Below are 22,659 nucleotides of genomic sequence, written 5' to 3'. Positions count from 1 at the left end.
GCTCACCTCCCCTGCATGGTCCGGCCGGGCCGGGTCGTGGCCCCCGACCCGGCCGGAGTCTCACTCGGTCGGCACACCGGCCGCGTCGAGAGCCGCGATCACGGCCTCCCGGCCCGCATCCGCCGGCACCTCGACCTGCCGCTTGGCCGCGTACGCCCGCCACACCGGAGCGCCCGAACCGGGGCCGCTCTTCGGCGGCGGACCGTCGTCGCCCTGGCCCGGTTCGCCGGCCTGTGTGCCGTCGTCGCCCAGCTCGGCGAGCTGCGCCAGCAGACGAGCCCGCTTCTGCTCCCGGGACTCGGCCGGGGTGGTCGGCTCCAGCCGAGGCGGCGGGTCGCCGTCCCACACGTCCGGGTTGCTGATCGCCGCCACCGCCCAGTCCGGCAACGAGTCGCCCGGACCGAACACGCCGGACCGGCCGGGCACCTGCTTGCCCTCGTCGTTCGTGACCATCTCCACCACGTGCACGTAGGTGCTCAGCCGCGGGGCACCCATCAGAACACGTCCGCGATCATGAGCTGCTTCGGCTGCTCCAGCACCGGCATGCCGCAGGCGTCGACGAAGATGAACTCCCGGTACGGGGGGCCCACCTTCTCCACCACCGCGACGATGCCCGGGGCCTGCTCGAACGACATCTCCGCCACGTTCGAGTTCACCAGCTCCAGCGCCGTCGCCGTCGTCCCCCAGGCGGTGTAGCCCAGGTTCTGCACGTTCGGCGGCACGAAGATGACCCGGTCGTTCGGCAGCACCCGCGTCGGCGTGCCGTCCACGTCGACCAGCGAGTCGTACACCATCACGATCGGCGGCAGCCCGAACGCGTTCAAGGCCGCATCCAGGGCCGGTCGGGTCACCAGACCAGGGGAGCCGGCCAGCGACGACGCCAGGGTGCGGATCTCCGCGTTCTGGAGCATGTAGTTCAGCACGTCGGTCGACACGATCTGGCCGCCCGGCCGGAACCCGTTCGTCGCGACGTAGGTCGTCACCCAGGCGGTCTCGTTCGCCACGATCGTCGCCGACGCCACCGTCGACCACGAGGTGCCCGGCGACACGAAGTGGTTGGCCGGGACACCGTAGTCGGCCTCCATGAACAGGCCACCCTCACCGGCCAGGGTGAACTTCCCGTCGGTGAGCACGTCACCTCGGGCCTGCTCCATGCGGGTCTGCACCTCACGGGTCAGGTTCGTGGCGTCGTTGTAGGTCGCCGCCAGGATCGCCGCGGTGTTCCCACCGCCAGAGCGGGCGAACTCCAGCTGAAGTCGCTCCAGCTCACCCATGCTCAGCGACGTCGACAGCGGCGGCAGCTTCACCTGCTTCGTCACCGCCGCGTCCCGCTCGGAGACGTGCAGCCGGCCGTCCCACGCCCGGAACCGGGCCGTCCGGTTCGTGCGGGTGATCTCCGCCAGGTCGATCGTGTTCCGGTCGAAGTACCGGTCCGGCAGGATCTGGTTCAGTACCTGGTCGGCCGGGGTCGGCACCTCCCGCACGAACGCGCTGAGCGCATCCGGCGTGACCGGACCGTCGAAAACGATAGCCATGATGATCCTTCCGGTCAGGCCACGAAGTGGATGAGCTTGAGGTCGGCCTGGCCGTTCGCGTCGAGGGTGAACGGCAGCTTCGACAGCTTCACGAAGCCGTGCACGAGCATCGCCGCGCCGACGTCCTTGCTGGTGTCGGCGGTGTTCGGGACCTTCACCGCGGCGAACAGCAGCCCGGCCGCGACCTCCAGGCCACCCGACCCCTCGGTGCCGCCGCCGGTCACGGTGGCGATGGTGACGGTGCCGGTGCCGCCGGTCGGCGTCGACGTCATCTGCGCGGTGTTCGTGTCGGCCAGCGCGCCCTGGAACGTGACCGTGTACGGGCCGCCCGGCGAGCCGGTCACGACCACGTTCCCGGCGCCGATGTTCGACAGCGCCTCCAGCGCGGCCTGCACCTGCGCGGCCGTCGCCGCCTGGGCGATCGACGCGGTTGTCTGCCCCGAGAAGGTCAGCGTGTACGAGGTCAGCCCGGAGCCGCCCTGCGTGAGGGTCTGCACCTCGTCGGTGACGCTGTACGGACCGTACAGCCCGGTGGCGGTGATCTTTCCGAGCGGCGTCCCCGAGAGGAAGTAGCCGTTCGGGTAGTGAACGGACGGCGTGAACGCCGACACGTCCAGGGTGATGCTGGGCGTGGTCCCCGGGTCGGTGCCATGCGGGCTGAGCAGCCACGCACGCTTGTCGACCTGGTAGTTGACCGTCGCCACCGAGATGTCGGTCATGGATGGTCCCTCTCTGGTCTCGTCAGGTGACGGTCGGCTTCGTACCGAACCGCTTCTGCGCCTCTGCCCGGCCGGCCTCAGCCCCCGACATCGGCTTGCCGCCGCGGACGCCTTGGGAAGGGTCCGGCCTCGGCGTCCTACGCTCCGCCGCCGCAGCGGCCGGGAACGCCTCACGGATCTCGTCCGCGTCCGCCTCCAACTCCTCGCGGCTGCCACCGACCAGGCGCTTCGCCTGCGCCGGCGTCAGCCCCTTCTCGGCGGCCACCTCCAGGCGCAACGCCCGCAGCTCCGCCTGCTCGGCGCGCTGCTCGGCTGCGGTGAGCCGCTCGGCGGTCTTCTCCGCCTCCGACTTGTCGCGGTCCTCGTACTCCTTGAGCTTCAGCCGGAGCGTCTCCGCCTCCTTGTTGGCCTTGCTCAGTGCCCGCTTCACCTCCGGTGGCACGTCCTGCGGCCTCTCGCCGCCCGGCTGCTCCGTGGTGTCGGTGGTGGTGTCGTCGGCGGCCCTCTCGGTCGCCTCGGTGGTCGCCATCGCGGCCGTCTCCTTGCATTCGCCCGCCCTCACGGCGGGAACGTCAGAGCAGGTAGCCGAACCGCTTGAGCAGGCGAATCGCCTCGTCGCGGGTGCCTCCGGCGATCTGCAGAATGCTCTCCGGCATCAGCCTGGGCGTCTTCGCCGACCGGTACCGCTGGCCCTCCAGCTTCACCCCGGTCTGCTTCGCACCCAGCCGCACACCGGCGAGCCCGCGGGTCGTCACACCCTCCGAGGTGATGTACAGCTGCCGGCCGTACACGTCGACCGCCTCCAGCCGGCCGCGGTCCCGACCACCGCGCAGCATCCGCGCCTCAGCGGCCGTGATCCGCGCCCCGGCCGGCGTCAGCCCGCGAGCACCCTTGCGTGCGTTGACGACCTGTGAGATGTCCGCGCCGAGCCGGATCGCCTCCGCGCCGGCTGCGGTGAACACCCGGTCCTGCTCGGCGCGGGACAGGCTGGCGAAGAACTTCTTCGGGTCGGTGCGGATCTCCTCCGCCGTGTCCTCCCGGGCCGGCACGTGCACGCAGTCACAGCGCGGGTGCCTGTTGAACCCGGCGTTGTACCGGTAGAAGCGGCCCGCCAAGACCACGCACCGGGCACAGGACCGGCCCACCAGCATCCGCCGGTAGCCGGGCACATCCCGCACCACCATCGCCACCTGGTCCGCAACCCGACCCGCATCCGCGACCTGCGTCCGCACGATCATGTCCAGGGTCGCCGCACCACCGGCCAGCGCCTGATCCGCTGGCGCTCCCGCCTTGATACCGACCAGCGTGGTGACCACCGGCTGATACAGCAGGTCACCCAGGTCGCGGCCGTCCGACGCGACACCCGCCAGAGCCTGCGGCGACACCCGGCCAGCCGCCGACGACACGACACCCTGCGCGTCGAGCACCTCGTCGAGGTACCCGTCCGCCCGGCCCGCCGCGGCGACCTGCGCCCCCGTCAGCAGCACCAGCAGCCGGGCCAGCGACTCCAGCCAAGAATCGCCGATCCTCACCGGGTCCACCAGCGCCCACAACCGGCCGGCCTCGGCGGCGACCGCCAGAGCGAGCCGACGGCGGGCCGCCGAGTGATCCTGGGCGACCTCAGCCGCCGACATCGGCGTCAGTCGGCGCCGGTGGGGGCACGTTGCCGGCCAACCCGCGGGCGATCTCCGCCACCGGGTCCCGGGCCTCCTCGGCCGCGAACAGTTCAGCGAGCTTCTTCCGCCGAGCCGCCGAGTAGCCGAGATCCACCCAGGCGGCCTCACGCGGAATGATCTTCTGCTGTACGAGCTTCACCGCCGCGTCGGCGGCCTGCGCCCGGGTCGGCGTCGCCGCCGAACGCCACTGCGTCTCCAGCCGCTCCATCCGCGGATCCCATCGGCCATCCCGGATGCGGACCGCGATCCTCATGGCCCGCTCGTACGCCGCCTCCGACTCGGTCTGGAAGTTCTCGACCTGCTTGATGACCCGCGATTCGTCAGCCAGGATGCCCTCCGCCGACGGCGGATTCGTCGTCGCCTGGCCGAGGTACCTCAGCGGCAGCCCCGACACCCCGGACACCAGCTTCGCGTACAGGCTGACGATGGTGTCGAAGTTCGCCAGGTCAGCCGCCGAGAACGCCCCGAACTTGGCCTCCGGGTTCGCCGACGCCCACAACGCACCGAAGTACGCCTCCCACGTCGGCAGCGTCTCACCCGTCTTCGGATCCCGGAAGTCAGCCGGCGTCAACCCAGCCGCCCACCGCTGCGGAACCGCGAGCGCCTCCGTGGCCACCTGCCCGTTCGTCAGCGCCCTGGCAGCCGCGTCCGTCAGACCAATGATCCGCGTGAAGATCGACCGCCCGTCGCGCTTCGCCAACCGGGCACCCCGGACCAGCGGCACCACCGGCACCACACCCAGGTCATGCACGTCTCGGTCAACCTCGGACCAGGTCGCGTTGCGTCGCTCCAGCCAGATCGTCTCGCCCGGCTGGTACAGCGTCGCGTGGGCAACGTCGTCGTCGGTGTAGAACTTCGCCGCGGCGATCGGCAGCCGCGTCCTCGGCGACAGCTCCACCGCCATCTCGTCGGACGACTCCACCGTGATCAGCGGAATCTCCGCCGTGCGTTCCCGGTCGTCGTCACCACCCTCCGGCGACGGGGCGTCCGGGGTATCCGCGTCGCCAGCACCGATCGTCAGGAAGCTGCCGCCCCGCACGATCGCGTCCAACTGGCCCAGCTTCGACTCGGCGTCGAGCCCGTTCGCCTGCCAGATCCGCCACAACTCCTCGTCCGCCTCCGTGGCGTCCGGCAGCTCGAACCCCTCCAGGGTGGTGCGGGCGGCGATCTCGTCGGCGTACGTCCCCGGCCAGGCCGCGATCGTCAGGAACCGGCGCAACTCCGGGGGGATCGCCAGGCCCAGTTGCTCGACCCGCTGCTCACCCTCGTAGTACGCCTCCAGCACCCGATTGCGGTTCCTGGTGCGACCCACCTTGATCAGGAGGCGACCGAGGAGGTGGCGCTCGTCGTCGGTCAGAGCCACTACCCCTCCTCGGTCATCGGAAGACCAGCACGGTCGTATCAGGAGGCGCAGCAGACCAGCCGGCAGCAATCGCGTCAGCTCGGGCCTCGTACGCCAGCGCGGCACCCACCACGCTGTCGATCTTCCGGTTCGACTGGTCGTGCTCCTTGCGCACCAGCCGGTGCCCGCCCTTGCGACGCACGTACGCGTTACCGAAGTGCTCCACGAACACCGCATCCCCGGAGTGCCACACCGCCCCGGTCACCAGGTCCGTACGCAACCGGTCCAAGGCGGCGGCCATCTGCACGTCGCGTCGCGTCTCCCACGACAGGACCCGCTCAGCGCCCAACTGCTCGGCGAGCGTGTCAACGTCCGACCGCCACTCGTGCGGGTCGGCATACAGCCGGGCCACCCGGTACCGGGTGAACGCCTCCCGCACAGCGGCCAGCACATCCGAGCGGGGAACCTCCCACCACGCACCCTCCGGGCCCGACGGCTTCGCCCAGATCCCCACCGGGAACAGGAACCCGTCGGACATCCGGGACCCGATCAGCACCGTCGCGTCGTCCCGCAGCGAACCATCGAACCCCAACGCGATCGCCTCGCCAGCAGCAACCGGCTCCGGGCGGGCCTGCCGCTCCACCACGTCCAGCGGAATCCACGCGTCCTTCGTCGACAGCGGCCGGTTCAGGTAGTACCGGGCGGCCTCCGCCTCGTCCCGGCAGATCCGCGGGTCCCGCATGTTCCGGTAGATCCGGTCCAGGTCCAACCAACTGGCCGCGTCGCCGTAGACCTGCCGCAACTGCGCCTTCGTGTGGGCCTCGTCGTCCAGGTCGATGCGGCCCTTGGCCTCCCGGTGATCCATCAGCACCGAGGACGACAGCTCGCCCTTGCGCCAGGCGGTCAAGGTGTCCTCGAACACCGACTGCTCACCCGGCCGGTATGCCGTTGACGTCTGCATCAACCAGGGCTGGTCCCGCTTGCCCAGGTTCCGGCTCACCGTGCCGTACATGCTCTTCAGCTCGCGCAACACGTAGAGGTGCGTCTCGTCCGCGCACACCCACGTTTCCTTGCCGCCATCCTTACTGGCCGAGCCCGACGTGCACGCCCGAATCTCGCCACCCTGCGGCAGGTACAGCGCCGTCGCCGACTGGTACTGGCGGGCGCCGGAAATTCCCGTGTAGACCTCGGGGTGGTTGTCCTTGCCCCACTCACCGCAGATCCACGCAATGTTCTCGAAGGTGTTCCCGGCCTGGCTTTCTTCAGTCGCCAGGCACTTCAGCAACGGGGTCCGCACCGGGCGGCCGACCGGCTGACCATCAGCGGACCACCCGTCGAATCGCACCGGGCCCAGCGCCTCGGCCACCCCGATCCAGCCCGCCAGCTCCGACTTCGCCCGGCCCTTCGGCCGCGACAACACCGCCTCGTCGTACAGCCGACGCCCGGTCACCGGGTCGATCCGGTACGCCTCGACCAGGAACCTCAGCCACTCTCGGTCCAGCTCAATCGGCTCTCCGGCGATGTCACCCGGGCCGTGGCAGCAGTACGCGGTGATCCAGTCGGCCACCTCGTAGCCCAACGACGGAACGTGCCCGTCGAACAGCGGCACCCACGGCACGTCAGCCCCCGGACGCCTGGCGGAACTTCTCCAACGCCGTCACCGTCCCCGGGCCCTTCCCGCCCGGCACCGACGGTGCCTGAGCACCCCGAGGGCCCCGGTACTGCGGGCGCTTGCCCGTCTTCGCATCCGGCAGCCGCAACGCGGCCAACAGCTGCTTCATCAGGTTCGCCGTCGCGTTCGCCTGTGTAAGCGCCGCGTCGACCTTCAGCTCGTAGTCCTCCGTCTGGAGCCGGTGCGTCAGCCGCACCCACACATCGACATTCCCGCGCAGCAGACCGTCGAGCTTGTCGAGCCGGTCCTTCGCCCGGCACGCCTCCAGCAGTTGCACCTGCTGCACCGCGTCCAACTCGTAATCGTCGGCGATCGAACGCCACAACTGCCGGCCGCCGGCACCCAGTCCGGCCGGAGCCTTCGTCACGCTAGGTCACCTCCGATCGGAGCCGTAGAAGAACTCAGGGGTCTGGACAGCGAGCCACCTCCCCGGCGGTCCTCTGACCTAGGGGTCCATGGGGGACTCCCCCCACCCCCGGTGACTCAGCGTGAGGGTTGGTCAGGCGGTCTGCGGTGCAGCGAGGTACTCGCCGCGTTCTTCGTCCCACCTGATCTGCATCACGGTGTCCTCGTCGATGCGGAGGTCGGCCGGACCGTACGCGCCGACTTCGATGCCGTGCTTGGTGGTGGCGTCGTTGAGTATCGCGAGGAAGTCGGCGAGGCGGCGGATGTCATCGCTGGTCATCGGTCGCGCCTCCATCCTCGGTTGCACAGTTGATGTTCGGGTCCGCGCCAGGTGGTGCGGTCGTCGGTGTGCCCGAGGTCCCACAGCTGCCCGACCTTGATGCGCCGTTCGGGCATGACGCAGGTCGGGGCAGCGCAGTCCACCTCGCCGCGCTCGACAGCCGGCCGCCAGCGTTCCCGCTCCTGCTCGTGGGCAGGGCCGTACCCGCGCTGCTGCCGGGTGCCGCGCGCCCGGTCGGTGGCCCGCGTGTGGGTGGGGCACCGGCCGGTGCGGACGAGCTCCGGGCAGCCGGGGCTGGCACAGACCTTCAGTGCGCGCGGCATGGCTACCTCGCCTGTTCGTGGCGACGGCGGGACTCGAACCCGCGTCCTCCTGGGTATGAGCCAGGCGAGCTACCAGCTGCTCCACGTCGCGCCGTCGGGTGTGCGGGCCGGGCACCGCCGCCAGTGCCCGGCCCGCTCTCCCCGCGCCCCACGCACGTCCCGTCCCCGGACACACGACAGCCCGGCGGGACCTGAGTGGTCGACCTGCCGGGCTGTGGGCACACCTCGCCTGGAATCAGGCGGGGTGCTTGGTCGGCACCTGCCCGCTCGGCCCCATGTTCATGGCGACGATCTGGGCGTCGGCGGTGCCGAAGTGTTGGACCAGCATCTCGATGTGCGCGAGTAGGTCCGGGTGCATGTGAAACCACTCGCCCCTGCTGGTGATCCGATGCACGGCAAACTGTCGGTGCCGCATCTGCTCCAGCTCGATCGGTCCGGGTTCGATCGCCATAACTTCGTCGTGCGGAAGGTTGGCGAGGCGGCCGGAGAGGTTGCGCGAGTAGCCGATCTTGATGCGGTCGCCGAAGCGGATGTAGTAGACGTACGGTTGGCGCGTTTCGATCCTGGGGACAAGCTGCCGCTTCTCGATCTTGGAGATGCACTCCCCCCTGGAGATGCACTCGGGGCCCTGGATGACTACCTCGACGCGAGGCGCTTCAGGGTGGTGGTCCTTCCAGTGCAGGTACGCCTCGTGCGCGTGTTCCCGGCATATGCGGAACGGGATGCCGGGGACGGCGAAGCGGTTGCATTCGCGGGAACTCTCGTGAACAACGCTGCACCGGGGCACCTTCACCGGCTTCTGGGCAGAGTCCGCCTGCTCATCTGCTGGGAGATTGTGCCCCCACTCAGCCGCCTTCTGCAACTCTCCGGCCTTCCGCGCCCGGCCGTGTCGGGCGGTGCGGGTGCGCATCTCGGCGTGGGCGACGTCGGCGAGCCGGTAGATGTTGGCTCGGCCGCCGTACCGTCCGACGGGCTTGAGGAGTCCGCGCTTCGTCCAGTCTCGGATCATGTCGGGGGTGACGTCGTCGCCGAGGCGCTTGGCGGCTTCGTCGGTGGTGACGTACTGGACCCCGGCGATGACCATGTAGCTCGGGTTAGGCTCTTCCATGTCGACCTCTCATCAGGTTGGCCACGCCCCGGGGGTGTTCGAGCACCCGCCGGGGTCCTTCATGATCCCAGGCGGGTGCGACAGGTTCGGCTGTCACTTCACGGTTTCGCTGGCGAGGTATCGACGCAGTGAGGACTTCGGAATTCCGGTCTTCGTCGTGATCTGAGACAAGCTGTCGCCCTTCTTTCGCAGCAGCCGGGCGTGCTCGATCTGCGCGGGGCTGTGTGCCATTGGTCGGCCGACCTGGCGGCCTTGCGCCTGGGCGACGGCGCGGGCGTGCGCGGCGCGCTCGGCGGTGAAGATGCGTTCCATCTCGGCGATCATCACCAGCAGCAGGTAGGCGATGCGGCCCATGCCGGTGGCGTTGGTGTCGATGGGCATCGGGTCAGCCAGGGAGCGGACGCGGACGCCCCGGTCGTTGAGGTCGTGGACGAGGTTGAGCACTTCGCGCAGGTTACGGCCGAGGCGGTCGAGGGTGTAGACCACGATGGTGTCGCCGGGGCGGACGTAGGCGAGGAGCTTCTTGAGGCCGTCGCGGTCGACGGTGGAGCCGGTCTTCTTGTCGACGTAGATGCGGTCGGTGGGGATGCCGGCTTGCTCCAGGGCGTCGATCTGTCGGTCGAGGTGCTGCTTGGTGGTGGAGACGCGGGCGTAGCCGAGTTCCATGCCGACGTGTGGTTCGCTCACTGTGTCTCTATCCCGTTCTGTGATGTGGTTTTGGCCCTGTAGTTGTGGCCCCACTTGTGGCCCGATGTTCGGGCGGTCAGAGCGTGTGTGGCTCCGTGCTCTGCGTGCCCGTGCCACTTCGTTGGAAGTGGCACAGCCCTGGAATCGGCCGATAGTGGCAGTTATCTGGTCCGTCCGTCAGCGACATGCCTCGGCGGCACCGACCAGGGCCGGCTCTTCGTCGAGCACCGTCATGGCGCAGTGCGACGGCCGGCCGGTGACCCAGTGGGCTCCGGGCATGCCGCACGCCGAGTCCTCCACTCCGTGGACGTCGTACGGCCCGAAGTTGAGCGCGAAGCCGAGGTGCTCGTCGCAGGCGAAGCCGTTCTCGGTCGTGCGCTCCTCCCACCGGAGGTGGTGTGTGGCGGGCTGGCCGCAGATCGGGTCGGTGTGCGGGTTGCCGTCGGGGGTGGCGTTGCAGACGAGGGCGTAGCCGGTCTCGTCGTCGGTGCGGCGGCCTACGTGGGCGGGCAGGTCGGTCACGGTCGGTCCTCTCGGGTCGGGTGGCCCGGGGCGCGCGTGCACCCCGGGCCGGACGGGTCAGACGTAGCTGGCGAGGATCCGGGCGGCCTCCTCGACCGGGGTGTCCGGGGCGCAGATCGGTGCGGTGCGGCGGCCCCGGTCGTCGGTGGTGTGCCAGCCGTGCTCGGGGTCGTCGAGCCAGCGCAGCCATTCACCGTGGGCGGTGGGGATGTTGCACTGCTCCTCATCGAGGTCGGCCTCGGCGAGGTTGAGGGCGACGCCTCGGGCGATGAGTGCTTGTGCGACGGCGCGGACGTAGTCGGAGCCGGTCGGGACTTCGGTGGGCACGGATCTCTCCTTCGGTCGGTGGTCAGTTGGTCGGGCTCGGCACGGCCCCCGCGGCCGCACCGAGGACGGCGGCCCGGGGCCAGATGTGCGCCACGCCCTCCACAGCCCCGGGCATCCCGCACGGGCATCCGGTGCCGGTGCACAGGCACGGCCGGTGGGGTCCGCCGGGCGGCCGGGTGCCGTCGCACACGACGGTCCAGGCGTCCTCGGGGCCGGCGGTCTGGACGGTGAGGGTGCGGGCGTGGCAGGCGGGGCAGCGGGGCGGGACGGAGCCGCTGAGGGGCGCGCGGGCGGCCCCGATGCCGAGGACCCTCCGTGCGGACTGGTCGAGCACCGTGAGGGCCTCAGCGGTCCGCTGGGCGGCGTGGGGGCTCATGCCGGGGATGGCTCGGCGGATGCGGGTGACCGGGTCCATGCCGGGCGCACCGGGGAGCGTGCCGGCGACGGGGTCCAGGGCGCGGAGGAGGTCCCCGAGGGCTGCGGCGTTGGGGTCGGGCCGGCGCGGGGCCCACGCGCCGATGGCCAGGTCGGCAACCGGGTCGCCGTGCCCGCCGAGGCCGTGACGGCGGCCGAACACCTGGCTGGGGATGCTGATCTCGATGCTGCCTCGGTCGCCGTCGCGGGCGGCGGCGAGGGCAGCCTTGGCGCGGGCCTCCAGGCGGGCGAGGGCGTCCGCGAGGGAGTCGGCGGCGGCGGTGGCGTGCAGGTGGTGCGGGGTCAACGGGGCTCCTCAGGCGACGCGGTTGAGCGGGTTGCGGACGAAGCGCGTGAAGCGGACGGCCTGCACCTCGGCGGCGAGTGCGGGCCGGGGTGCGAGTGCGGCGCGGATGGCAGCGGCGGGGTACAGGTAGCGGCGGCCGTCCGCTACCCGGTGGATGCGTCGGGCGGCGGTCCAGGCGGGCACGTGGTGGCGGCTGATGCCGATGAGGGCGGCGGCCTGGTCGCTGGTGAGCAGGCCGGTCACCGGGTCCTCCGGGTGGTGAGGGTGGCGACGATGGTGCAGGGCAGCCACACAGCGGCGAGGGCGACGAGGACGACCGCGCCGTCTTGGGTCCAGGCGTCGGCGGCTGCGGCGAGGCCGAGGGTGGCGGCCGTCCCCGCCACCAGTGCGGCGGCGAGGACGGCCAGCAGGCGGCGGATCACGCGAGGCCCTGGTCCCGGTCGGCGGCCCGACCGCAGGCGAGGCGCTGGCACCAGCCCTTGGCGTAGCCGGCGAAGCAGTTCCAGGTCGACACCCACGCCCAGGGCATGTACCGGCCGCAGTAGTCGCAGCGGTGGTCGTAGCGGTTGTTGCGCGGCACCGGTCAGCCCTCCCGCGTGTTGGCCGGGTTGTTGGCCGGGCACTGGTCGGCGAGGTGCATCTGCCGCATCGTCCGGGCCCGGTCCGCCGGGTGCTGCTCGCACGCCGGGTCGGTCCGCCGGGTGTCGACGCTGCCGCAGGGTGCCTTGCCGCAGGGGCAGCCAGCCTCCAGGTCGGTGGGTCCGGCGCCTCGGGTGATGTGGTAGCCGGCGGGCGGGCCGCCGAGGTGGTCGTCGACGCGCCCGGCGGCCACGTCGGCCTGGTGCTGGGCGGCTTCGGCGGCGATCTGCGCCACGGCCTGCTCGACGCCGTGGCACCAGCAGCCGCAGGCGGCGCACAGGGGCGGGGTGCACTGGTCGTCGTGGCCGGGCTGCTCCGGTGCGGCCCGAGTCGGCTCGGCGTCCAAGGCCGCCAGGACAGCTGCCGTGCACCGCTCCCGCACCACGGGCAGCGGCACACTGATCGGCCAGACGTCCTGCAAGGCGCGGCTGATGGCGTTGAAGACCAGGGCGGGCAGCTCGTGCACGCGGGTCGGGCCGGAACCGGGGGACGGCGTGGTGTCGCCTCTGCCGATCTTCTCGGCGAGGTGGCCGAGCAGCTCTCCGAACCCGGTCGGGGTCGGGTCGCAGGTGTCGAGCCACCAGCGGAGCACGGTGGGGTCGTCGGCGAGGATGCGGATCTGGCGGGCGATGTCGCGGTGGGTGTCGGCGCGGGCGTCGGCCAGCTGGGCGCGGGCCTTGTCGCGCTCGGCGATCACCTCGTCGCGGTCGCGCATCATGGCCCGGTTGTCGCCCTCGGCGCGGCCGAGCTGGATGCGCAGGTCGTCGCGCTCGACCTCCAGCTTGTGGGCGGTGGTGCGAGTGTGGTTGAGCCGGCTGACTGCGGCGTCCCGGTCGGCGGCGCACTGCCGGATCAGGTCGGCCACCGAGGCGACGGGGTGGGCGTAGCCGGCGGCGTTGAGGGCGGCCCAGGCGTCGGTGAGCTGCGCGAGGGCCTGGCCGAGGTCGGTGCGTGCTTCGTCGCGGTCGCGGGTGACGTGGTCGAGCAGGCCGGCGGTGGACAGCTCGGTGGTTCGCAGCGGGATGCGGTCGTCGGTGCGGGGCTGGTCGGGCATGGGGGCCTCCGTGGCGGCGAGGGTGTCGGCGATGAGCTGCAGGGTCCGGTCGGCGGCGGGCACGGCGATCTCCTCAGGCGGTCGTGGGCTGGGTGGCGGGCCAGGTGACGGCGTCGAGGGCGGCGCGCTGGGCGGCGGGCATGGCGACGAGTGGGTGGCCGAGGTGGTCGAGGCCGGCGGCGCGAAGCCAGAGGGCGTCGACCTGGTTGTCGTCGCCGAGTTCGCGGCCGAGGCGCTTGTAGAGGGCGACGGCCATCTCGGGCTTGCCGGCGTTGCCCCGGCCGGTGGCGTACTTCTTGAGGCTGGCCGGGGTAATGAGGGCGTAGGGGACGCCGAGGCGCAGCAGGTAGCCGCGGACGGCCCCGTGGACCATGCCGGTGATGCCGGCGGCCTTGGCGTGGGTGGGCAGGTCTTCGATGACGACCAGGTCGATGTTCCGGCCGTCGACGGCGCGGACGACCTCGTCGACGATGGCGACGAGCCGCCGGTCGCCGGTGGTCTTCGACGTGACGGTGTAGGTGGTGTTGTCGCACCAGGCGATGCCGGTTGCGGTCATGGAAAGGTCGAGTCCGACGACGCGGGGCTGGGTCACGGCTTGTGCTCCTCGGGGGTGAGGGGGCTGCTGTGGTGGGCGCGGGCGAGGCGGCCGAGAACGGCGCGGCGCCGGGCGGCGAGGTCGTCGTCGGCCTGTTGCGCTGCGAGGTGGTCCAGGTACTTGGCGGCAAGAGGGCCGACGGGTTCGGGCTCCCGGGGGATAGTTCCGGGCTCGCCGGGGGGTAGGTTCGGCGCGCTTGCCGGGTCGATGTGCTGCTCAGGGCGGCAAATGCATCGATGGGCCGGGGGTTCCGGGTGATCCGGGGGTAGTTTCAGACCCTTCTCGTGGTGCGTAGAAAAAAGTGCACGGTCTAAACGTGGACACATGGGGTCACAGGGTGCGTCTTGGGTGTGAGTTTTTTCTTCGCGCACGTCCCGGGGGGTTGAAATCAGCGTTCTATCACCCGGATCACCCGTAACGTCGATGGATTTGTGCCCGTGAGCAGGCATAACATAAGTTGACCTTTCCGGGTGGTAGGAAAAGGTGTCCGTTCTATCCCCCGGGACGTACGGGGGTTGGGTGTCAGATCCCGGGGGGTAGGTCTCGCCTATCCCCCGTGAACCCCGGCGCGGCGTCACTGCGCCCCCTCCGGCACCCCGGCGGCCATCGGCGTCACCGAGTACGACCACACCTTCGTGTCGGTGTCGTAGAAGCCGTTGAGCCGGAACCCGCCCCGGTAGCGGCCCCGCTCGGCGGAGAGCATCTTCCCCAGGCCCACCGCCGACGGGACCTGGCCGTCCTTCCGCCGCACCAGGAAGGTGCCCTTCCACTCCCGGCCGTCGATCCCCGGTGTCGTGGAGTCGTGCAGCCGCTTGGAGGTGAGCTGCTCGTCGCCGAACAGCTCGTGCCAGCGGGAGTAGAACGCCCCGTACTGGGCCTCTTCCTCGTCGACCTCGTGCAAGCTGCCGCTGTTCGTCATGAACCCCGGCTCCCGCAGCCAGTCCAGGAACCCGGCGGTCGCCGACGCCCAGGGGGTGAACGTCCGCATCGGCGTCTCCACCCGGTGGGCGCCGGCGACGATCCAGCCGCGGACCAGGACCAGCAGGTGGTACAGGACCGTTGCCCGGTTGACCGGGTCGCCGAGCCACTCCTCAAGGTCGCCGAGGACGAACTTGCTCGGTGGGCGCATCGCCGGGTTGGGCATCTGCGCGTCGAGGCGGATCAGCACGGTCCGGGAGGCGATGTCGCCGCCGATGGACAGGCTGTTGCCGGTGACGAACCAGACCCGGTCGTTGGGCACCCGCACAGTGGTGGACACGCCAAGGATGCGGTCAGACCACACGGTGGCGGTCAGCAGCGCGGCGAGGGTCGGCTGGTCCACGTTCTCGGCCTTGCCCACGTTGTCGAGGCAGACGACCGCCCCGCCCTTGTCGACGAGGATTGAGGTGATGACCTTCCGCAGCTCGACGTCGTCGCCGACCCAGGGCCGGGTATACCCGGAGAAGACCTTGGTCATGATGGTGGTGAGCAGGCTCTTGCCGGTCGCCGGTGAGGTGGCGTCGACCGCAGCCAGGGGCACCGGCACCCCGCCGAGGAACGGGCGCAGCAGAGGGGCGACGAGCATCCCGAGGTAGTTGGCGCGGGACGGCCCGACCCAGGGGAAGTCAGCGAGCAGCTCGTCGATGATGAACCGTCGGGCGGCGGTGAGCTGCTCGCTGGTGGGCCTGTCCGGGACCACCTGAAGGGGCAGCTTCGGCGCGTAGATCAGGCCGGTGGCCGGGTCATAGCCGGGGGTCTGGACGAGGCTGCCGTCGTCGGGCCGGAACACGGGGGTGGTGACGATGCCGTTGAGCGGGGCCAGCTTCGGCCAGTGCGCCGACGACAGGGCTGCGGCGGCGACGTGCCCCTTCGGGGTGGCTTCGGTCTCGACCAGTTCGGTGTCGCCGTCGGCGAGCTTCTCCTTGACCAACTCGTAGGTGAAGGTGTGGTCGGCGAGCAGCCGGGCGAGGCGGGTCTGGTCGACGATGGTGATGATCTGCGTGGGGTCGTCGTCGGTGGCGATGGCCCCGGACGGGCTTTCGACGACGACGACGGTGCCGGCGCGGACGTAGGTGTCGGGGATGGCACCGTCGTCGATGGCGGTGGCGATGGCGCGGATGGCCGCCGGGTCGGTGTCGAGGTGCACCCGCGGCTGGCCGTTGGCGGCGAGCTGGTCGGCGCGAGCCTTGATCTCGGCGCGGCGGTTCTCGGCCTTCTTCGCCCTCTCGACCTTCTCAGCCTGCTTGGCGAGGTGCCGTTCGTGGGTTTCGCGGGCGCGTCGGGCGGTGTCGCTCTCGGCCTTGCCGACGACCGTCAGGTGCTGCTGTCGTTCGCTGGTCACGCGACGCTCCGGAGCTGCTGGGTGGGGATAGGCCGACCGGTCTCCCAATCCACCGGGCCGCCGGGATGGTCGTGGACGTTCGGCCGAGCCCGGTCGGCGGCGCGGCGGGCGTCCCGCTGGTCGACGGCCCGGTGGTGCCACCAGAGGGCGTCGGCGGCGGTGAGGTTGCCGCGGGTGCCCCTGCGGGCCTTCCGGCGTGGCCCGCTGAACGCGAACCGGAGGTCTTCCCACACTTCGCCGAGCGCACCTTCATGGCCGTCGTTGACGCCGTCGGTGTAGCCCGCCTGATAGGCCATGTCCTCGACGGCCGGGGCGGGCTGGGGCTCGGCGGCGGCGACACCCATCTGGAAGGCCAGGGCGGTGAGGTAGGCGACCTGGTCCCGGGTGAACGTCTCCTGGCCACCGGTGAGGGCTGCGACGGCCCGCTGGGCGGCGTCGGCGTAGGGCAGGGCGTGGACCTCGTTGGTGCTGTGCGTCTGGTGCATCAGGTCCCCCTGGTTGTGCGTGTCCTGGTCGTGTGGGTGGCGCCCTGCCGCGACGTGAGCGCGGGTGTCCCGGCCGGTTCCGGTGTCAGGGCCGGCCATCAGGCCTGGGCGATCTGGTGGGAGCGGGCGGACCAGGCGGCGGTGACCTGCGGGTCGCGGATGCGGGCCCCCAGGCAGAGGGCCTTGATCTCGTCGAGGCGGGCCTGGGTGTCGGCGGCGTCGATCTCGGCGAGGACGTCGTCGACGGTGAGCGGTTCGCCGGGCTGCGGGTCGGCCGGTTCGGCGGTGGCCTCGATGGCGGCCGGCGCCGGCTCGTCGGCGGGCAGGAAATCAGCGGCGGACACGATCCGGGGCGCGGGCCGGCCGGCGACGGCGGTGACGCCTTGGTCGCGGATCTCCTCGGCGGTGTACGGCATGCCCATGATCGCGTCGGAGGCGATCCACCGGCACACCTCGGCGGTGCCGCGGGCGACCAGCATCGCGGCGGGTTGCCGCTTCCACTGGTCCTTGCCGAGCAGTCCCATGGCGCGGGCCCGGTCGAGGTCCCAGGTGGACGTCTGCCAGTCGGTGTCACCGCGGCGGCGGCCGGCGACGACGGCCCGCTCGTTCGTGGATTCGAGGATCTTCACCTCGTGGCCGAGGCCCTGGGCGATGGCCCGCAGGGTGAGCGCCTTCGGGGCGGGGGTGCCCTGGATGTTGTCGAACGCCCGCAGGGAGGCGAGCGGGGACAGGCCGACCTCGGCACCGGCGAGGATCGCCGCGGCGGCCTCCTGAGGCTTGCCCTTGTACGCGACGGGGGCGAACTGGGTGGAGCAGAGACCCTCGGCGAGCCGGTACGCGGCGTCGGCGGCCACGGCCCACTCGGCGAGGGCGGCGGTGCCGGGCTGGCCGGCGGCGGGCACCTGCAACTGCTGGTCGGTGCGGATGGCGATGTCAGACATTGGTCTTCTCCATGGGTCCGGGCAGGGTGTCGTCGATGAGGAAGTGCAGGCGGGACTCGCGGAAGACCTGACAGCCGGTGCACATGCAGCCGTTCGGGTGGTCGCCGAGCACCCGCCGGAACACCTCCCGGAGGCTCTTCAGCTCGGCGTTGAGGTCCGCGCGGTCCTCGGCCAGCTCCGCCTCGCGGCAGTCGCAGGCGACTCGGTGCTGGGTGCAGGCGATGTACCGCGGGTCGAAGGTGTTAGGCGGGACCGGGTAGGGGATGCGGCTGCCGTCCCGGAACTGGACGTAGCCGTGGACGGTTCGACCTCGGGTCATCAGAACTCCTGGTCGCGGAGGGCGTAGGGGGGAAGGAAGATGGTGGTGATGTCGGCCGGGTAGCCCGGCCAGTCGCCGGTGCTGGTGCACTCGGCGAACAGGTCGATGGCCCGGTCGTTGATGCGGCGGCCGGCGGCCAGCTCGTCCTCGCCGAGCTGCACGACGTGGATGAGGTGCGGGGCGGCCTTCTCGACGAAGACGAAGACGAACGGCAGGTCGCCGAGACCGAGAGCGGCGGTGCCGGCCTGGTACCAGTCGGCTTGGCCGTGGTAGCCGTACCGGGTGACGGCCCGAGTGATGTGGTCGGCGTCGGCCTCTTCGCAGGTCTTGAGGTCGACGATGGCGTCCGACCGGAGCCAGTCGGCGCGGGCCCGCCGCCACACGCCGGTGCGGTCGTCGACCCAGAACAGGGACTGCTCCGGCTCGCCCTTGGTCAGCAGCGCGCTGGCGAGTGGGTGGTCGGCGATCGCGTCGGCCATCGCGGTGACCTGGTCGTAGGTGTCCTGCTTGAGGGGGATGCCGCCGGCCTCCCGGACCGCCTTCACGTGCTCCTTGGCGACCTTGGTGTCCCACCGGTCGCCCGGCACGACCTCCAGGTGCGGGCCGGTGCCGAGGACCATCTGGTGCGCGGCGTGCCCCACGTCGAACGCCTTGGACGGCGCGGGCGGGTTGCGGCGGTCGTAGTCGAACCGGGCCGGGCAGGTGGCGAGCAGCTTCCTGGCGCCGGACGACGACAGGCTGCCGGCGGGCACCGGGTCGGCGTGGTACACCGCGTCGGGCATCGCCGGGTGCAGGCCGGGTTCGGTGACGACGACCGGCGTGTCGGTGAACCTCACCGCCGTCCTCCCTGAATGAGTCGCAGTTGCTGTCCGCCGGCCTCGCACCCGGGGTGCCGGTCGAACACGTCGGGGGTGCCGTCCTGGCCGGCGCGGGCGGCGGGGTCGAGGTAGCCGCCGCACACCGGGCACAGGGCCAGCGGTGCCGGGTCTCCGGCGGGCCGGCACGTGCGGCAGGCGGCGCCGGTGAGGTAGGGGCGGACCCCGGTGGTGGACCGGCACGGTTGGCCGGCCCGCCACTGGGTGCACTCCGTGGAGAGCAGCGGGGTCGTCACCGGGGCCCGCCGGTGGTGTCGTCGGGCCCGCCCAGGGCGGCCCGCAGGTCGGCGAGCACCGTGCTGGTGTCGCCGGCCGGTCCGGGCCACTGCGGCGGGGCGGGGCGCACGACGTTGGGCGTGTTGAGCAGCCCGGTGGCGTCGCCCGGCCCGCCGGGGATGAGCGCGGTTTCCCGGGTAACGGCCTGGAGGGCGGCCGGGGACAGCCGGTAGCTGCGGTCGACGCGCTGGACGGTTTCCGGGTGGTGCCGGCCGACCGGGGCGGTGTCGTTGAGGTCGGCGATGGGTGACCACGTCTCGTCGGCGTCCCGGTGCTCGACGGTGTCGGCGGCCGGCTGCTGGCCGGTGAGCCAGGCGGCGATGCGACGGTGAATCGGCGGGCGGGCATGCCAGGCGGTGACGGGGCTCGGGTCGGTGGTCGTCACCGGGCCACCGCCTCGGCTGCGGCGTGGCCGGGCATCTCCACGGAGACCGGCTGCTCGTCCCCCTGCAACTTCACCGGCATCAGCACGGCGATGAACCAGTCGCCGATCTCGACGCGGACCGGCTTACGAGGGCCGTCGAAGGTCCACCGTGGCGAGTTGAACGGGTCCAGCTCGGCGGCCTTCAGCAGCGGGCGGATGACTCGGTGGGTCAGACCAACCGGCGCATGCAGCCCTTCCGCGTCGCGGGTGGGCAGCGCGGAGAGGATCTTCCCCAGGTCGGGGTAGTTCTTGCCCTCGACCTGCCGGAGGTGCATGGTGACGCCCCGGAAGGTAACCGTGAGGAACTCGCCGTCCTGGGTGATGGTGGCCTCGTCGGCGGCGGTTTCCCGGTCCTCGATGAAGGCGGCCAGCTCGTGGCGCAGCCGCTTGGCGTCCCACCGGGCCAGGTGCAGGGGGCCGACAGGCTGGCCGGTGGCGGGCTGGCGGGCGTGGCCGATGACGTACCGGTCGGTGCCGCTGGCGGTGAGGATGCCGTCGCCGGCCCGGAGCTGCACGCAGTTGAGGGCGGGCAGGGTGACGTCGCGGCTGACGAAGGGGGTGACGGCCCCGAGGATCTTGGCGAGGCTGCCGGTGGTGGTGACGATCTGGCTCATCGGGTCACCGCCTCGGCGTCGCCGTCGCCGCCGACGAGGCGGACGGTGGTGAGCGCGCACCACTCGGCGAACTCGGCCCGGATGGCGTCCCGCTCGGCGCGCACCTCGGCCAGCTCGGCGCGGGCCTGGACCAGGCGGATGGTGGCGAGCGCCGCCCACCCGGCGAGGCTCATCGGACGCCCGTCGAGGGTGTTGTGGAGATCGCGGGTCAGCTCGAAGCCGTAGACGGCCTCCCCCCGTTCGGCGAGCCGGCGGGCGGTCTCCGGGTCGGCGGCGAGGGCGTCGACGTCGGCGAACGCGGCGACGGCGGTCTGGTCGAGCTCGTGGATGTCGCGGGGGGTCAGGTCGGTCATGCTGCTGCTCCCATCAGGAAGAGGAGGAAGGTCCACACCACGTCCAGCACCAGGTAGGCCAGCGCCCAGAGGGCCAGGCAGACGGTGACGATGGCGGTGAGGGCGGCGAGGGTGCGCAGGTCGTCGGCCATCAGGCGGCCCGCCTGCTGCCGCCGACCCGGGACCGCCCCCGCTTGACGGGGACGGCCGGCTCGGTCAGGCCGAGGATCTCGGCGATGTCGGCGTGGCCGCGGTCGAGCAGCCACCGGCGGGCGTCGGCCTGCCGCTGCTCGCGGTGGATGCGGTCCTGCTCGGCGGCGGACACCCGGGCGGTGTGCATGCCGGCGTCGAGGCGGTCGAGGCTCGGCATCACGCCACCGCCGTTCCTGAGCGGCAGCCGTACGGCGAGCAGCCGTCGGGGTCGCCCAGCTCGGCAAGCGCGTCGAAGATGTCCGGCGACCGGTCAGCCCACTCCCGTCGGGTCACCCGGTCGATCGGGGCGGCCGACAGCGGCACCCGCGAGCGGTGCAGGAACGCCTCACCGTTGAGCGGCAGCCCCCGTGCTCCGCCCTTGCGGATCGCCTCGTCGAACGCGACCGCGTCAGCCCACTCGCTGGGGTGGTTGTCGCGAAGGTCCCGCCACTGGGCGTTGCCGTGGAACGGACAACCGACACAGGCGCTCTTGGCGGTGTTCCCCCACCCCCGAGCCGTCAGCCACCGCTGGCAGTCCTTGCGGGACATGCCCAGCTCCAGCAGCGGGTACCGCCGCCGGATGTAGGACACGCCGTCCCGGTCGGACACCCGACTGATCTCGTCGGTGGAGAAACCGATCCACTGCTCGGCGACCGCACCCTTCGGCACCCTGCGGAAGTGCGGGGGCTGAGCACCGAGCAGCTCCCGGGCTTTCCGGCCGATCGGGGCCAGCTTGTACTCGGCGGTGCACTGCCGACGGCCCATGCCGTCGGAGCCGTCCGGGTTCCGGACGAAGTACGGGATGCTGGCGTACCGGTGGGCGGGGTCGAGGCTGTCGGCACGGAGGTTGCCGTTGCTGACCCGGTGCAGCGGGATGCCGGCCGCGTCGAGCACCACCGCGAGCCGGTCCAGGTGCCGGTAGACCGTGGCGGGTTCCCACCCGGTGTCAGCGAAGATCGCGGCGTCGACCCGGGGCAGGGTGCCGTCGGCGGTCATCAGGGCCAGGACGGTGGACTGCACACCGGCGCCGAGGGACAGCAGCTTGAGCATCAGGCGGCGCTCCTCAGGTGCCGGGTGGGCCGGTCGTACTGGGCCAGGTCGGCCCGCTCCTCGGCCGTCATGCCGGCGATCAGTGCGTCGGCGTCGGCGGTCAACGCGTCGATCTGCTTCCGCAGCGACACCACGAGGGCGACCGGGTCGGCGGTGAGGCCGAGGTCGGCCAGGGTGGGCGGGGGGTCGGTGCGGCCGGTGACGGTCCAGCCGTCGACCCCGGCCGGCACCTCGGTCGGCACGGTGTCGACGGTGTCGGCGCGGTCGTAGCGCAGCCCGGTCGGGTCGGCGTAGTCGGGGCCGGGCCGACCGCCGGTGCCCGGGATCGGGCCGAGGGGGCGCACCGGCGGCAGGTCCGGGTCGGGCGTCGGGTCGGCGGCCAACTGCGCCGGGCTCACCGGGTGCCCCCGGCGGCGAGCTGCGCCTCCAGCTCGGCGATCCGGGCCTGCGCGGCGGCCAGCTCGCCCGGCAGGTACGTGTCGGCCTCCACCCGCAGCGCGCCGACCCTGGTCCGCACCTGGTGGACCCGGCCTCCCGAGGAGAGGCTCACGGTTTCGACGGTCAGCTGGCCGCCCGCGAAGCCCTCGGCGAGGCGCTCACCCAGGGCGACGGCGGTGAGGTCGGTGTTGTCGGGGTCCGTGACCGTGATGTCCAGCGTGACGCTGGTCGGCTGGCGACTGGTGCCGGCGAGGGCGGCGATCCGGTCGGCGGCGGCGTGCACGTCGGCGGCGAGCCCCGTCCAGTAGTCCGGCGACGTGTCGGCCGCCCCGCCGGTGACCGCCTCGTACGCGGCGACCAGCCGGGCGTGCGCCTCACCCTGGACGGCCTCGACGTCACCGCCGTCCGCCGGATCCAGGTGCCCGGCGGCGATCACCTCGCGGACAGCGGCCAGCAGGCGGCCGGACGGCTGCGGGTCGGCGGTCGGGGCAAAGCCGGCGGCGTCCACCGCGCCGACCGCCTGGTCGAGGGTCAGGCCGCCGGCGATGCGCAGCTCCGCCACCTGGCCGTCGCGGTCGACCAGCGCGGTCAGCCGCCGGCCCGTGCCGTGATGCACGGCGTACTCGGTGCCGAGGTGCACGGGGGTGACGTAGTCGCCCTCCCAGCCTGCGGCGTACAGGCGGCGGATCAGGCCGGTGGCGGCGGTCAGGTCCCGGGCCGGCTCGGCCGCCGGGGTGGTCGTGTAGCTTTCGGGGTGCATCTGGACTCCTCTGTTGTCCGTTGCGTGG

Annotated in this window: 34 protein-coding genes and 1 tRNA gene; all 35 read right to left on the bottom strand. The window is 71.9% G+C overall.

Features of this window, described 5'->3' with window-relative positions:
- Positions 1–60: 60 nt before the first annotated feature.
- Positions 61–495, bottom strand: a complete 435-nt coding sequence (locus OHQ87_RS18665) for a hypothetical protein (RefSeq protein ID WP_328339529.1) — start codon at positions 493–495, stop codon at positions 61–63.
- Positions 495–1,535, bottom strand: coding sequence for a major capsid protein (locus OHQ87_RS18660; RefSeq protein ID WP_328339527.1), 1,041 nt, complete (start codon positions 1,533–1,535; stop codon positions 495–497). Before OHQ87_RS18660 ends, OHQ87_RS18665 begins: the two co-directional genes overlap by 1 nt.
- Positions 1,536–1,549: 14 nt before the next feature.
- Entirely contained in the window at positions 1,550–2,254 is a 705-nt protein-coding gene (locus OHQ87_RS18655) for a hypothetical protein (protein ID WP_328339525.1), read from the bottom strand.
- Positions 2,255–2,276: 22 nt separating this feature from the next.
- Positions 2,277–2,783, bottom strand: a complete 507-nt coding sequence (locus tag OHQ87_RS18650) for a hypothetical protein (protein WP_328339523.1) — start codon at positions 2,781–2,783, stop codon at positions 2,277–2,279.
- A gap of 43 nt (positions 2,784–2,826) precedes the next feature.
- Entirely contained in the window at positions 2,827–3,888 is a 1,062-nt protein-coding gene (locus OHQ87_RS18645; RefSeq protein ID WP_328339520.1) for a VG15 protein, read from the bottom strand.
- A complete protein-coding gene (locus OHQ87_RS18640) occupies positions 3,875–5,293 on the bottom strand; it encodes a phage portal protein (RefSeq protein WP_328339518.1) in 1,419 nt (472 codons plus the stop codon). The genes OHQ87_RS18645 and OHQ87_RS18640 overlap by 14 nt, the downstream gene beginning before the upstream one ends.
- A gap of 13 nt (positions 5,294–5,306) precedes the next feature.
- Complete coding sequence (locus tag OHQ87_RS18635; RefSeq protein ID WP_328339516.1) at positions 5,307–6,881, bottom strand: hypothetical protein; 1,575 nt, start codon at positions 6,879–6,881, stop codon at positions 5,307–5,309.
- Positions 6,882–6,891: 10 nt separating this feature from the next.
- Positions 6,892–7,311, bottom strand: coding sequence for a hypothetical protein (locus OHQ87_RS18630; RefSeq protein WP_328339514.1), 420 nt, complete (start codon positions 7,309–7,311; stop codon positions 6,892–6,894).
- Between the two features lie 132 nt (positions 7,312–7,443).
- On the bottom strand, positions 7,444–7,629 hold the full coding sequence (locus OHQ87_RS18625) for a hypothetical protein (RefSeq protein WP_328339513.1): 186 nt from the start codon (positions 7,627–7,629) through the stop codon (positions 7,444–7,446).
- Entirely contained in the window at positions 7,626–7,952 is a 327-nt protein-coding gene (locus OHQ87_RS18620) for a hypothetical protein (RefSeq protein ID WP_328339511.1), read from the bottom strand. The genes OHQ87_RS18625 and OHQ87_RS18620 overlap by 4 nt, the downstream gene beginning before the upstream one ends.
- A gap of 18 nt (positions 7,953–7,970) precedes the next feature.
- Positions 7,971–8,043: transfer RNA gene (locus OHQ87_RS18615), tRNA-Met, on the bottom strand.
- A 144-nt stretch (positions 8,044–8,187) separates the two neighbouring features.
- Positions 8,188–9,060 carry a GIY-YIG nuclease family protein gene (locus OHQ87_RS18610; RefSeq protein WP_328339509.1) on the bottom strand — a complete coding sequence of 291 codons (873 nt, stop codon included), beginning with the start codon at positions 9,058–9,060 and terminating at the stop codon, positions 8,188–8,190.
- A 93-nt stretch (positions 9,061–9,153) separates the two neighbouring features.
- Positions 9,154–9,726: a recombinase family protein gene (locus tag OHQ87_RS18605; protein WP_328339507.1), complete on the bottom strand. Its 573-nt coding sequence runs from the start codon at positions 9,724–9,726 to the stop codon at positions 9,154–9,156.
- Between the two features lie 198 nt (positions 9,727–9,924).
- The gene (locus OHQ87_RS18600) at positions 9,925–10,269 is read right to left on the bottom strand and encodes a hypothetical protein (protein ID WP_328339505.1); all 345 of its coding nucleotides are present in this window, start codon (positions 10,267–10,269) and stop codon (positions 9,925–9,927) included.
- Between the two features lie 57 nt (positions 10,270–10,326).
- On the bottom strand, positions 10,327–10,596 hold the full coding sequence (locus tag OHQ87_RS18595; protein ID WP_328339503.1) for a hypothetical protein: 270 nt from the start codon (positions 10,594–10,596) through the stop codon (positions 10,327–10,329).
- Positions 10,597–10,618: 22 nt separating this feature from the next.
- Positions 10,619–11,317 carry a hypothetical protein gene (locus OHQ87_RS18590; RefSeq protein ID WP_328339501.1) on the bottom strand — a complete coding sequence of 233 codons (699 nt, stop codon included), beginning with the start codon at positions 11,315–11,317 and terminating at the stop codon, positions 10,619–10,621.
- A 9-nt stretch (positions 11,318–11,326) separates the two neighbouring features.
- Positions 11,327–11,560, bottom strand: a complete 234-nt coding sequence (locus OHQ87_RS18585; RefSeq protein ID WP_328339498.1) for a helix-turn-helix domain-containing protein — start codon at positions 11,558–11,560, stop codon at positions 11,327–11,329.
- Positions 11,557–11,739, bottom strand: coding sequence for a hypothetical protein (locus tag OHQ87_RS18580; protein WP_328339495.1), 183 nt, complete (start codon positions 11,737–11,739; stop codon positions 11,557–11,559). The genes OHQ87_RS18585 and OHQ87_RS18580 overlap by 4 nt, the downstream gene beginning before the upstream one ends.
- Entirely contained in the window at positions 11,736–11,897 is a 162-nt protein-coding gene (locus tag OHQ87_RS18575) for a hypothetical protein (protein ID WP_328339493.1), read from the bottom strand. Before OHQ87_RS18575 ends, OHQ87_RS18580 begins: the two co-directional genes overlap by 4 nt.
- Before the next feature lie 3 nt (positions 11,898–11,900).
- Positions 11,901–13,073 carry a hypothetical protein gene (locus tag OHQ87_RS18570; protein WP_328339491.1) on the bottom strand — a complete coding sequence of 391 codons (1,173 nt, stop codon included), beginning with the start codon at positions 13,071–13,073 and terminating at the stop codon, positions 11,901–11,903.
- A gap of 10 nt (positions 13,074–13,083) precedes the next feature.
- A complete protein-coding gene (locus OHQ87_RS18565) occupies positions 13,084–13,602 on the bottom strand; it encodes a hypothetical protein (protein ID WP_328339489.1) in 519 nt (172 codons plus the stop codon).
- A gap of 577 nt (positions 13,603–14,179) precedes the next feature.
- Positions 14,180–15,925, bottom strand: a complete 1,746-nt coding sequence (locus OHQ87_RS18560) for a hypothetical protein (protein ID WP_328339487.1) — start codon at positions 15,923–15,925, stop codon at positions 14,180–14,182.
- Entirely contained in the window at positions 15,922–16,410 is a 489-nt protein-coding gene (locus tag OHQ87_RS18555; protein WP_328339485.1) for a hypothetical protein, read from the bottom strand. The genes OHQ87_RS18560 and OHQ87_RS18555 overlap by 4 nt, the downstream gene beginning before the upstream one ends.
- 98 nt (positions 16,411–16,508) lie before the next feature.
- On the bottom strand, positions 16,509–17,351 hold the full coding sequence (locus OHQ87_RS18550) for a hypothetical protein (RefSeq protein ID WP_328339483.1): 843 nt from the start codon (positions 17,349–17,351) through the stop codon (positions 16,509–16,511).
- Positions 17,344–17,670, bottom strand: coding sequence for a hypothetical protein (locus OHQ87_RS18545; protein WP_328339481.1), 327 nt, complete (start codon positions 17,668–17,670; stop codon positions 17,344–17,346). The genes OHQ87_RS18550 and OHQ87_RS18545 overlap by 8 nt, the downstream gene beginning before the upstream one ends.
- A complete protein-coding gene (locus OHQ87_RS18540) occupies positions 17,670–18,506 on the bottom strand; it encodes a PD-(D/E)XK nuclease-like domain-containing protein (RefSeq protein WP_328339480.1) in 837 nt (278 codons plus the stop codon). The genes OHQ87_RS18545 and OHQ87_RS18540 overlap by 1 nt, the downstream gene beginning before the upstream one ends.
- A complete protein-coding gene (locus tag OHQ87_RS18535; RefSeq protein WP_328339479.1) occupies positions 18,503–18,781 on the bottom strand; it encodes a hypothetical protein in 279 nt (92 codons plus the stop codon). Before OHQ87_RS18535 ends, OHQ87_RS18540 begins: the two co-directional genes overlap by 4 nt.
- A complete protein-coding gene (locus OHQ87_RS18530; protein WP_328339478.1) occupies positions 18,778–19,206 on the bottom strand; it encodes a hypothetical protein in 429 nt (142 codons plus the stop codon). The genes OHQ87_RS18535 and OHQ87_RS18530 overlap by 4 nt, the downstream gene beginning before the upstream one ends.
- The gene (locus tag OHQ87_RS18525) at positions 19,203–19,859 is read right to left on the bottom strand and encodes a hypothetical protein (RefSeq protein ID WP_328339477.1); all 657 of its coding nucleotides are present in this window, start codon (positions 19,857–19,859) and stop codon (positions 19,203–19,205) included. The genes OHQ87_RS18530 and OHQ87_RS18525 overlap by 4 nt, the downstream gene beginning before the upstream one ends.
- Complete coding sequence (locus tag OHQ87_RS18520; RefSeq protein WP_328339475.1) at positions 19,856–20,212, bottom strand: hypothetical protein; 357 nt, start codon at positions 20,210–20,212, stop codon at positions 19,856–19,858. Before OHQ87_RS18520 ends, OHQ87_RS18525 begins: the two co-directional genes overlap by 4 nt.
- The gene (locus tag OHQ87_RS18515; protein WP_328339473.1) at positions 20,209–20,343 is read right to left on the bottom strand and encodes a hypothetical protein; all 135 of its coding nucleotides are present in this window, start codon (positions 20,341–20,343) and stop codon (positions 20,209–20,211) included. Before OHQ87_RS18515 ends, OHQ87_RS18520 begins: the two co-directional genes overlap by 4 nt.
- Positions 20,343–20,561 (bottom strand): hypothetical protein, encoded by a 219-nt coding sequence (locus OHQ87_RS18510; protein WP_328339471.1) that lies wholly within the window; start codon positions 20,559–20,561, stop codon positions 20,343–20,345. Before OHQ87_RS18510 ends, OHQ87_RS18515 begins: the two co-directional genes overlap by 1 nt.
- A complete protein-coding gene (locus OHQ87_RS18505; protein WP_328339469.1) occupies positions 20,561–21,433 on the bottom strand; it encodes a hypothetical protein in 873 nt (290 codons plus the stop codon). Before OHQ87_RS18505 ends, OHQ87_RS18510 begins: the two co-directional genes overlap by 1 nt.
- Positions 21,433–21,831: a hypothetical protein gene (locus OHQ87_RS18500; protein ID WP_328339467.1), complete on the bottom strand. Its 399-nt coding sequence runs from the start codon at positions 21,829–21,831 to the stop codon at positions 21,433–21,435. Before OHQ87_RS18500 ends, OHQ87_RS18505 begins: the two co-directional genes overlap by 1 nt.
- Positions 21,828–22,631, bottom strand: coding sequence for a hypothetical protein (locus OHQ87_RS18495; protein WP_328339465.1), 804 nt, complete (start codon positions 22,629–22,631; stop codon positions 21,828–21,830). The genes OHQ87_RS18500 and OHQ87_RS18495 overlap by 4 nt, the downstream gene beginning before the upstream one ends.
- Positions 22,632–22,659: the final 28 nt, after the last annotated feature.

Origin of the sequence: Micromonospora sp. NBC_00421, assembly GCF_036017915.1 — a bacterium.
GTDB lineage: Bacteria > Actinomycetota > Actinomycetes > Mycobacteriales > Micromonosporaceae > Micromonospora.
This window is presented reverse-complemented; position numbering and strand designations above follow the sequence as displayed.

Excerpts from the sequence above, each read along its gene's own strand:
- OHQ87_RS18515 (WP_328339473.1), bottom strand. The coding sequence starts at position 20,343 with ATGGCCGACGACCTGCGCACCCTCGCCGCCCTCACCGCCATCGTCACC.
- OHQ87_RS18645 (WP_328339520.1), bottom strand. The coding sequence starts at position 3,888 with ATGTCGGCGGCTGAGGTCGCCCAGGATCACTCGGCGGCCCGCCGTCGG.
- OHQ87_RS18655 (WP_328339525.1), bottom strand. The coding sequence starts at position 2,254 with ATGACCGACATCTCGGTGGCGACGGTCAACTACCAGGTCGACAAGCGT.
- OHQ87_RS18505 (WP_328339469.1), bottom strand. The coding sequence starts at position 21,433 with ATGCTCAAGCTGCTGTCCCTCGGCGCCGGTGTGCAGTCCACCGTCCTG.
- OHQ87_RS18650 (WP_328339523.1), bottom strand. The coding sequence starts at position 2,783 with ATGGCGACCACCGAGGCGACCGAGAGGGCCGCCGACGACACCACCACC.
- OHQ87_RS18545 (WP_328339481.1), bottom strand. The coding sequence starts at position 17,670 with ATGACCCGAGGTCGAACCGTCCACGGCTACGTCCAGTTCCGGGACGGC.
- OHQ87_RS18495 (WP_328339465.1), bottom strand. The coding sequence starts at position 22,631 with ATGCACCCCGAAAGCTACACGACCACCCCGGCGGCCGAGCCGGCCCGG.
- OHQ87_RS18510 (WP_328339471.1), bottom strand. The coding sequence starts at position 20,561 with ATGCCGAGCCTCGACCGCCTCGACGCCGGCATGCACACCGCCCGGGTG.
- OHQ87_RS18625 (WP_328339513.1), bottom strand. The coding sequence starts at position 7,629 with ATGACCAGCGATGACATCCGCCGCCTCGCCGACTTCCTCGCGATACTC.
- OHQ87_RS18610 (WP_328339509.1), bottom strand. The coding sequence starts at position 9,060 with ATGGAAGAGCCTAACCCGAGCTACATGGTCATCGCCGGGGTCCAGTAC.
- OHQ87_RS18555 (WP_328339485.1), bottom strand. The coding sequence starts at position 16,410 with ATGCACCAGACGCACAGCACCAACGAGGTCCACGCCCTGCCCTACGCC.
- OHQ87_RS18550 (WP_328339483.1), bottom strand. The coding sequence starts at position 17,351 with ATGTCTGACATCGCCATCCGCACCGACCAGCAGTTGCAGGTGCCCGCC.
- OHQ87_RS18605 (WP_328339507.1), bottom strand. The coding sequence starts at position 9,726 with ATGGAACTCGGCTACGCCCGCGTCTCCACCACCAAGCAGCACCTCGAC.
- OHQ87_RS18525 (WP_328339477.1), bottom strand. The coding sequence starts at position 19,859 with ATGAGCCAGATCGTCACCACCACCGGCAGCCTCGCCAAGATCCTCGGG.
- OHQ87_RS18660 (WP_328339527.1), bottom strand. The coding sequence starts at position 1,535 with ATGGCTATCGTTTTCGACGGTCCGGTCACGCCGGATGCGCTCAGCGCG.
- OHQ87_RS18520 (WP_328339475.1), bottom strand. The coding sequence starts at position 20,212 with ATGACCGACCTGACCCCCCGCGACATCCACGAGCTCGACCAGACCGCC.
- OHQ87_RS18620 (WP_328339511.1), bottom strand. The coding sequence starts at position 7,952 with ATGCCGCGCGCACTGAAGGTCTGTGCCAGCCCCGGCTGCCCGGAGCTC.
- OHQ87_RS18665 (WP_328339529.1), bottom strand. The coding sequence starts at position 495 with ATGGGTGCCCCGCGGCTGAGCACCTACGTGCACGTGGTGGAGATGGTC.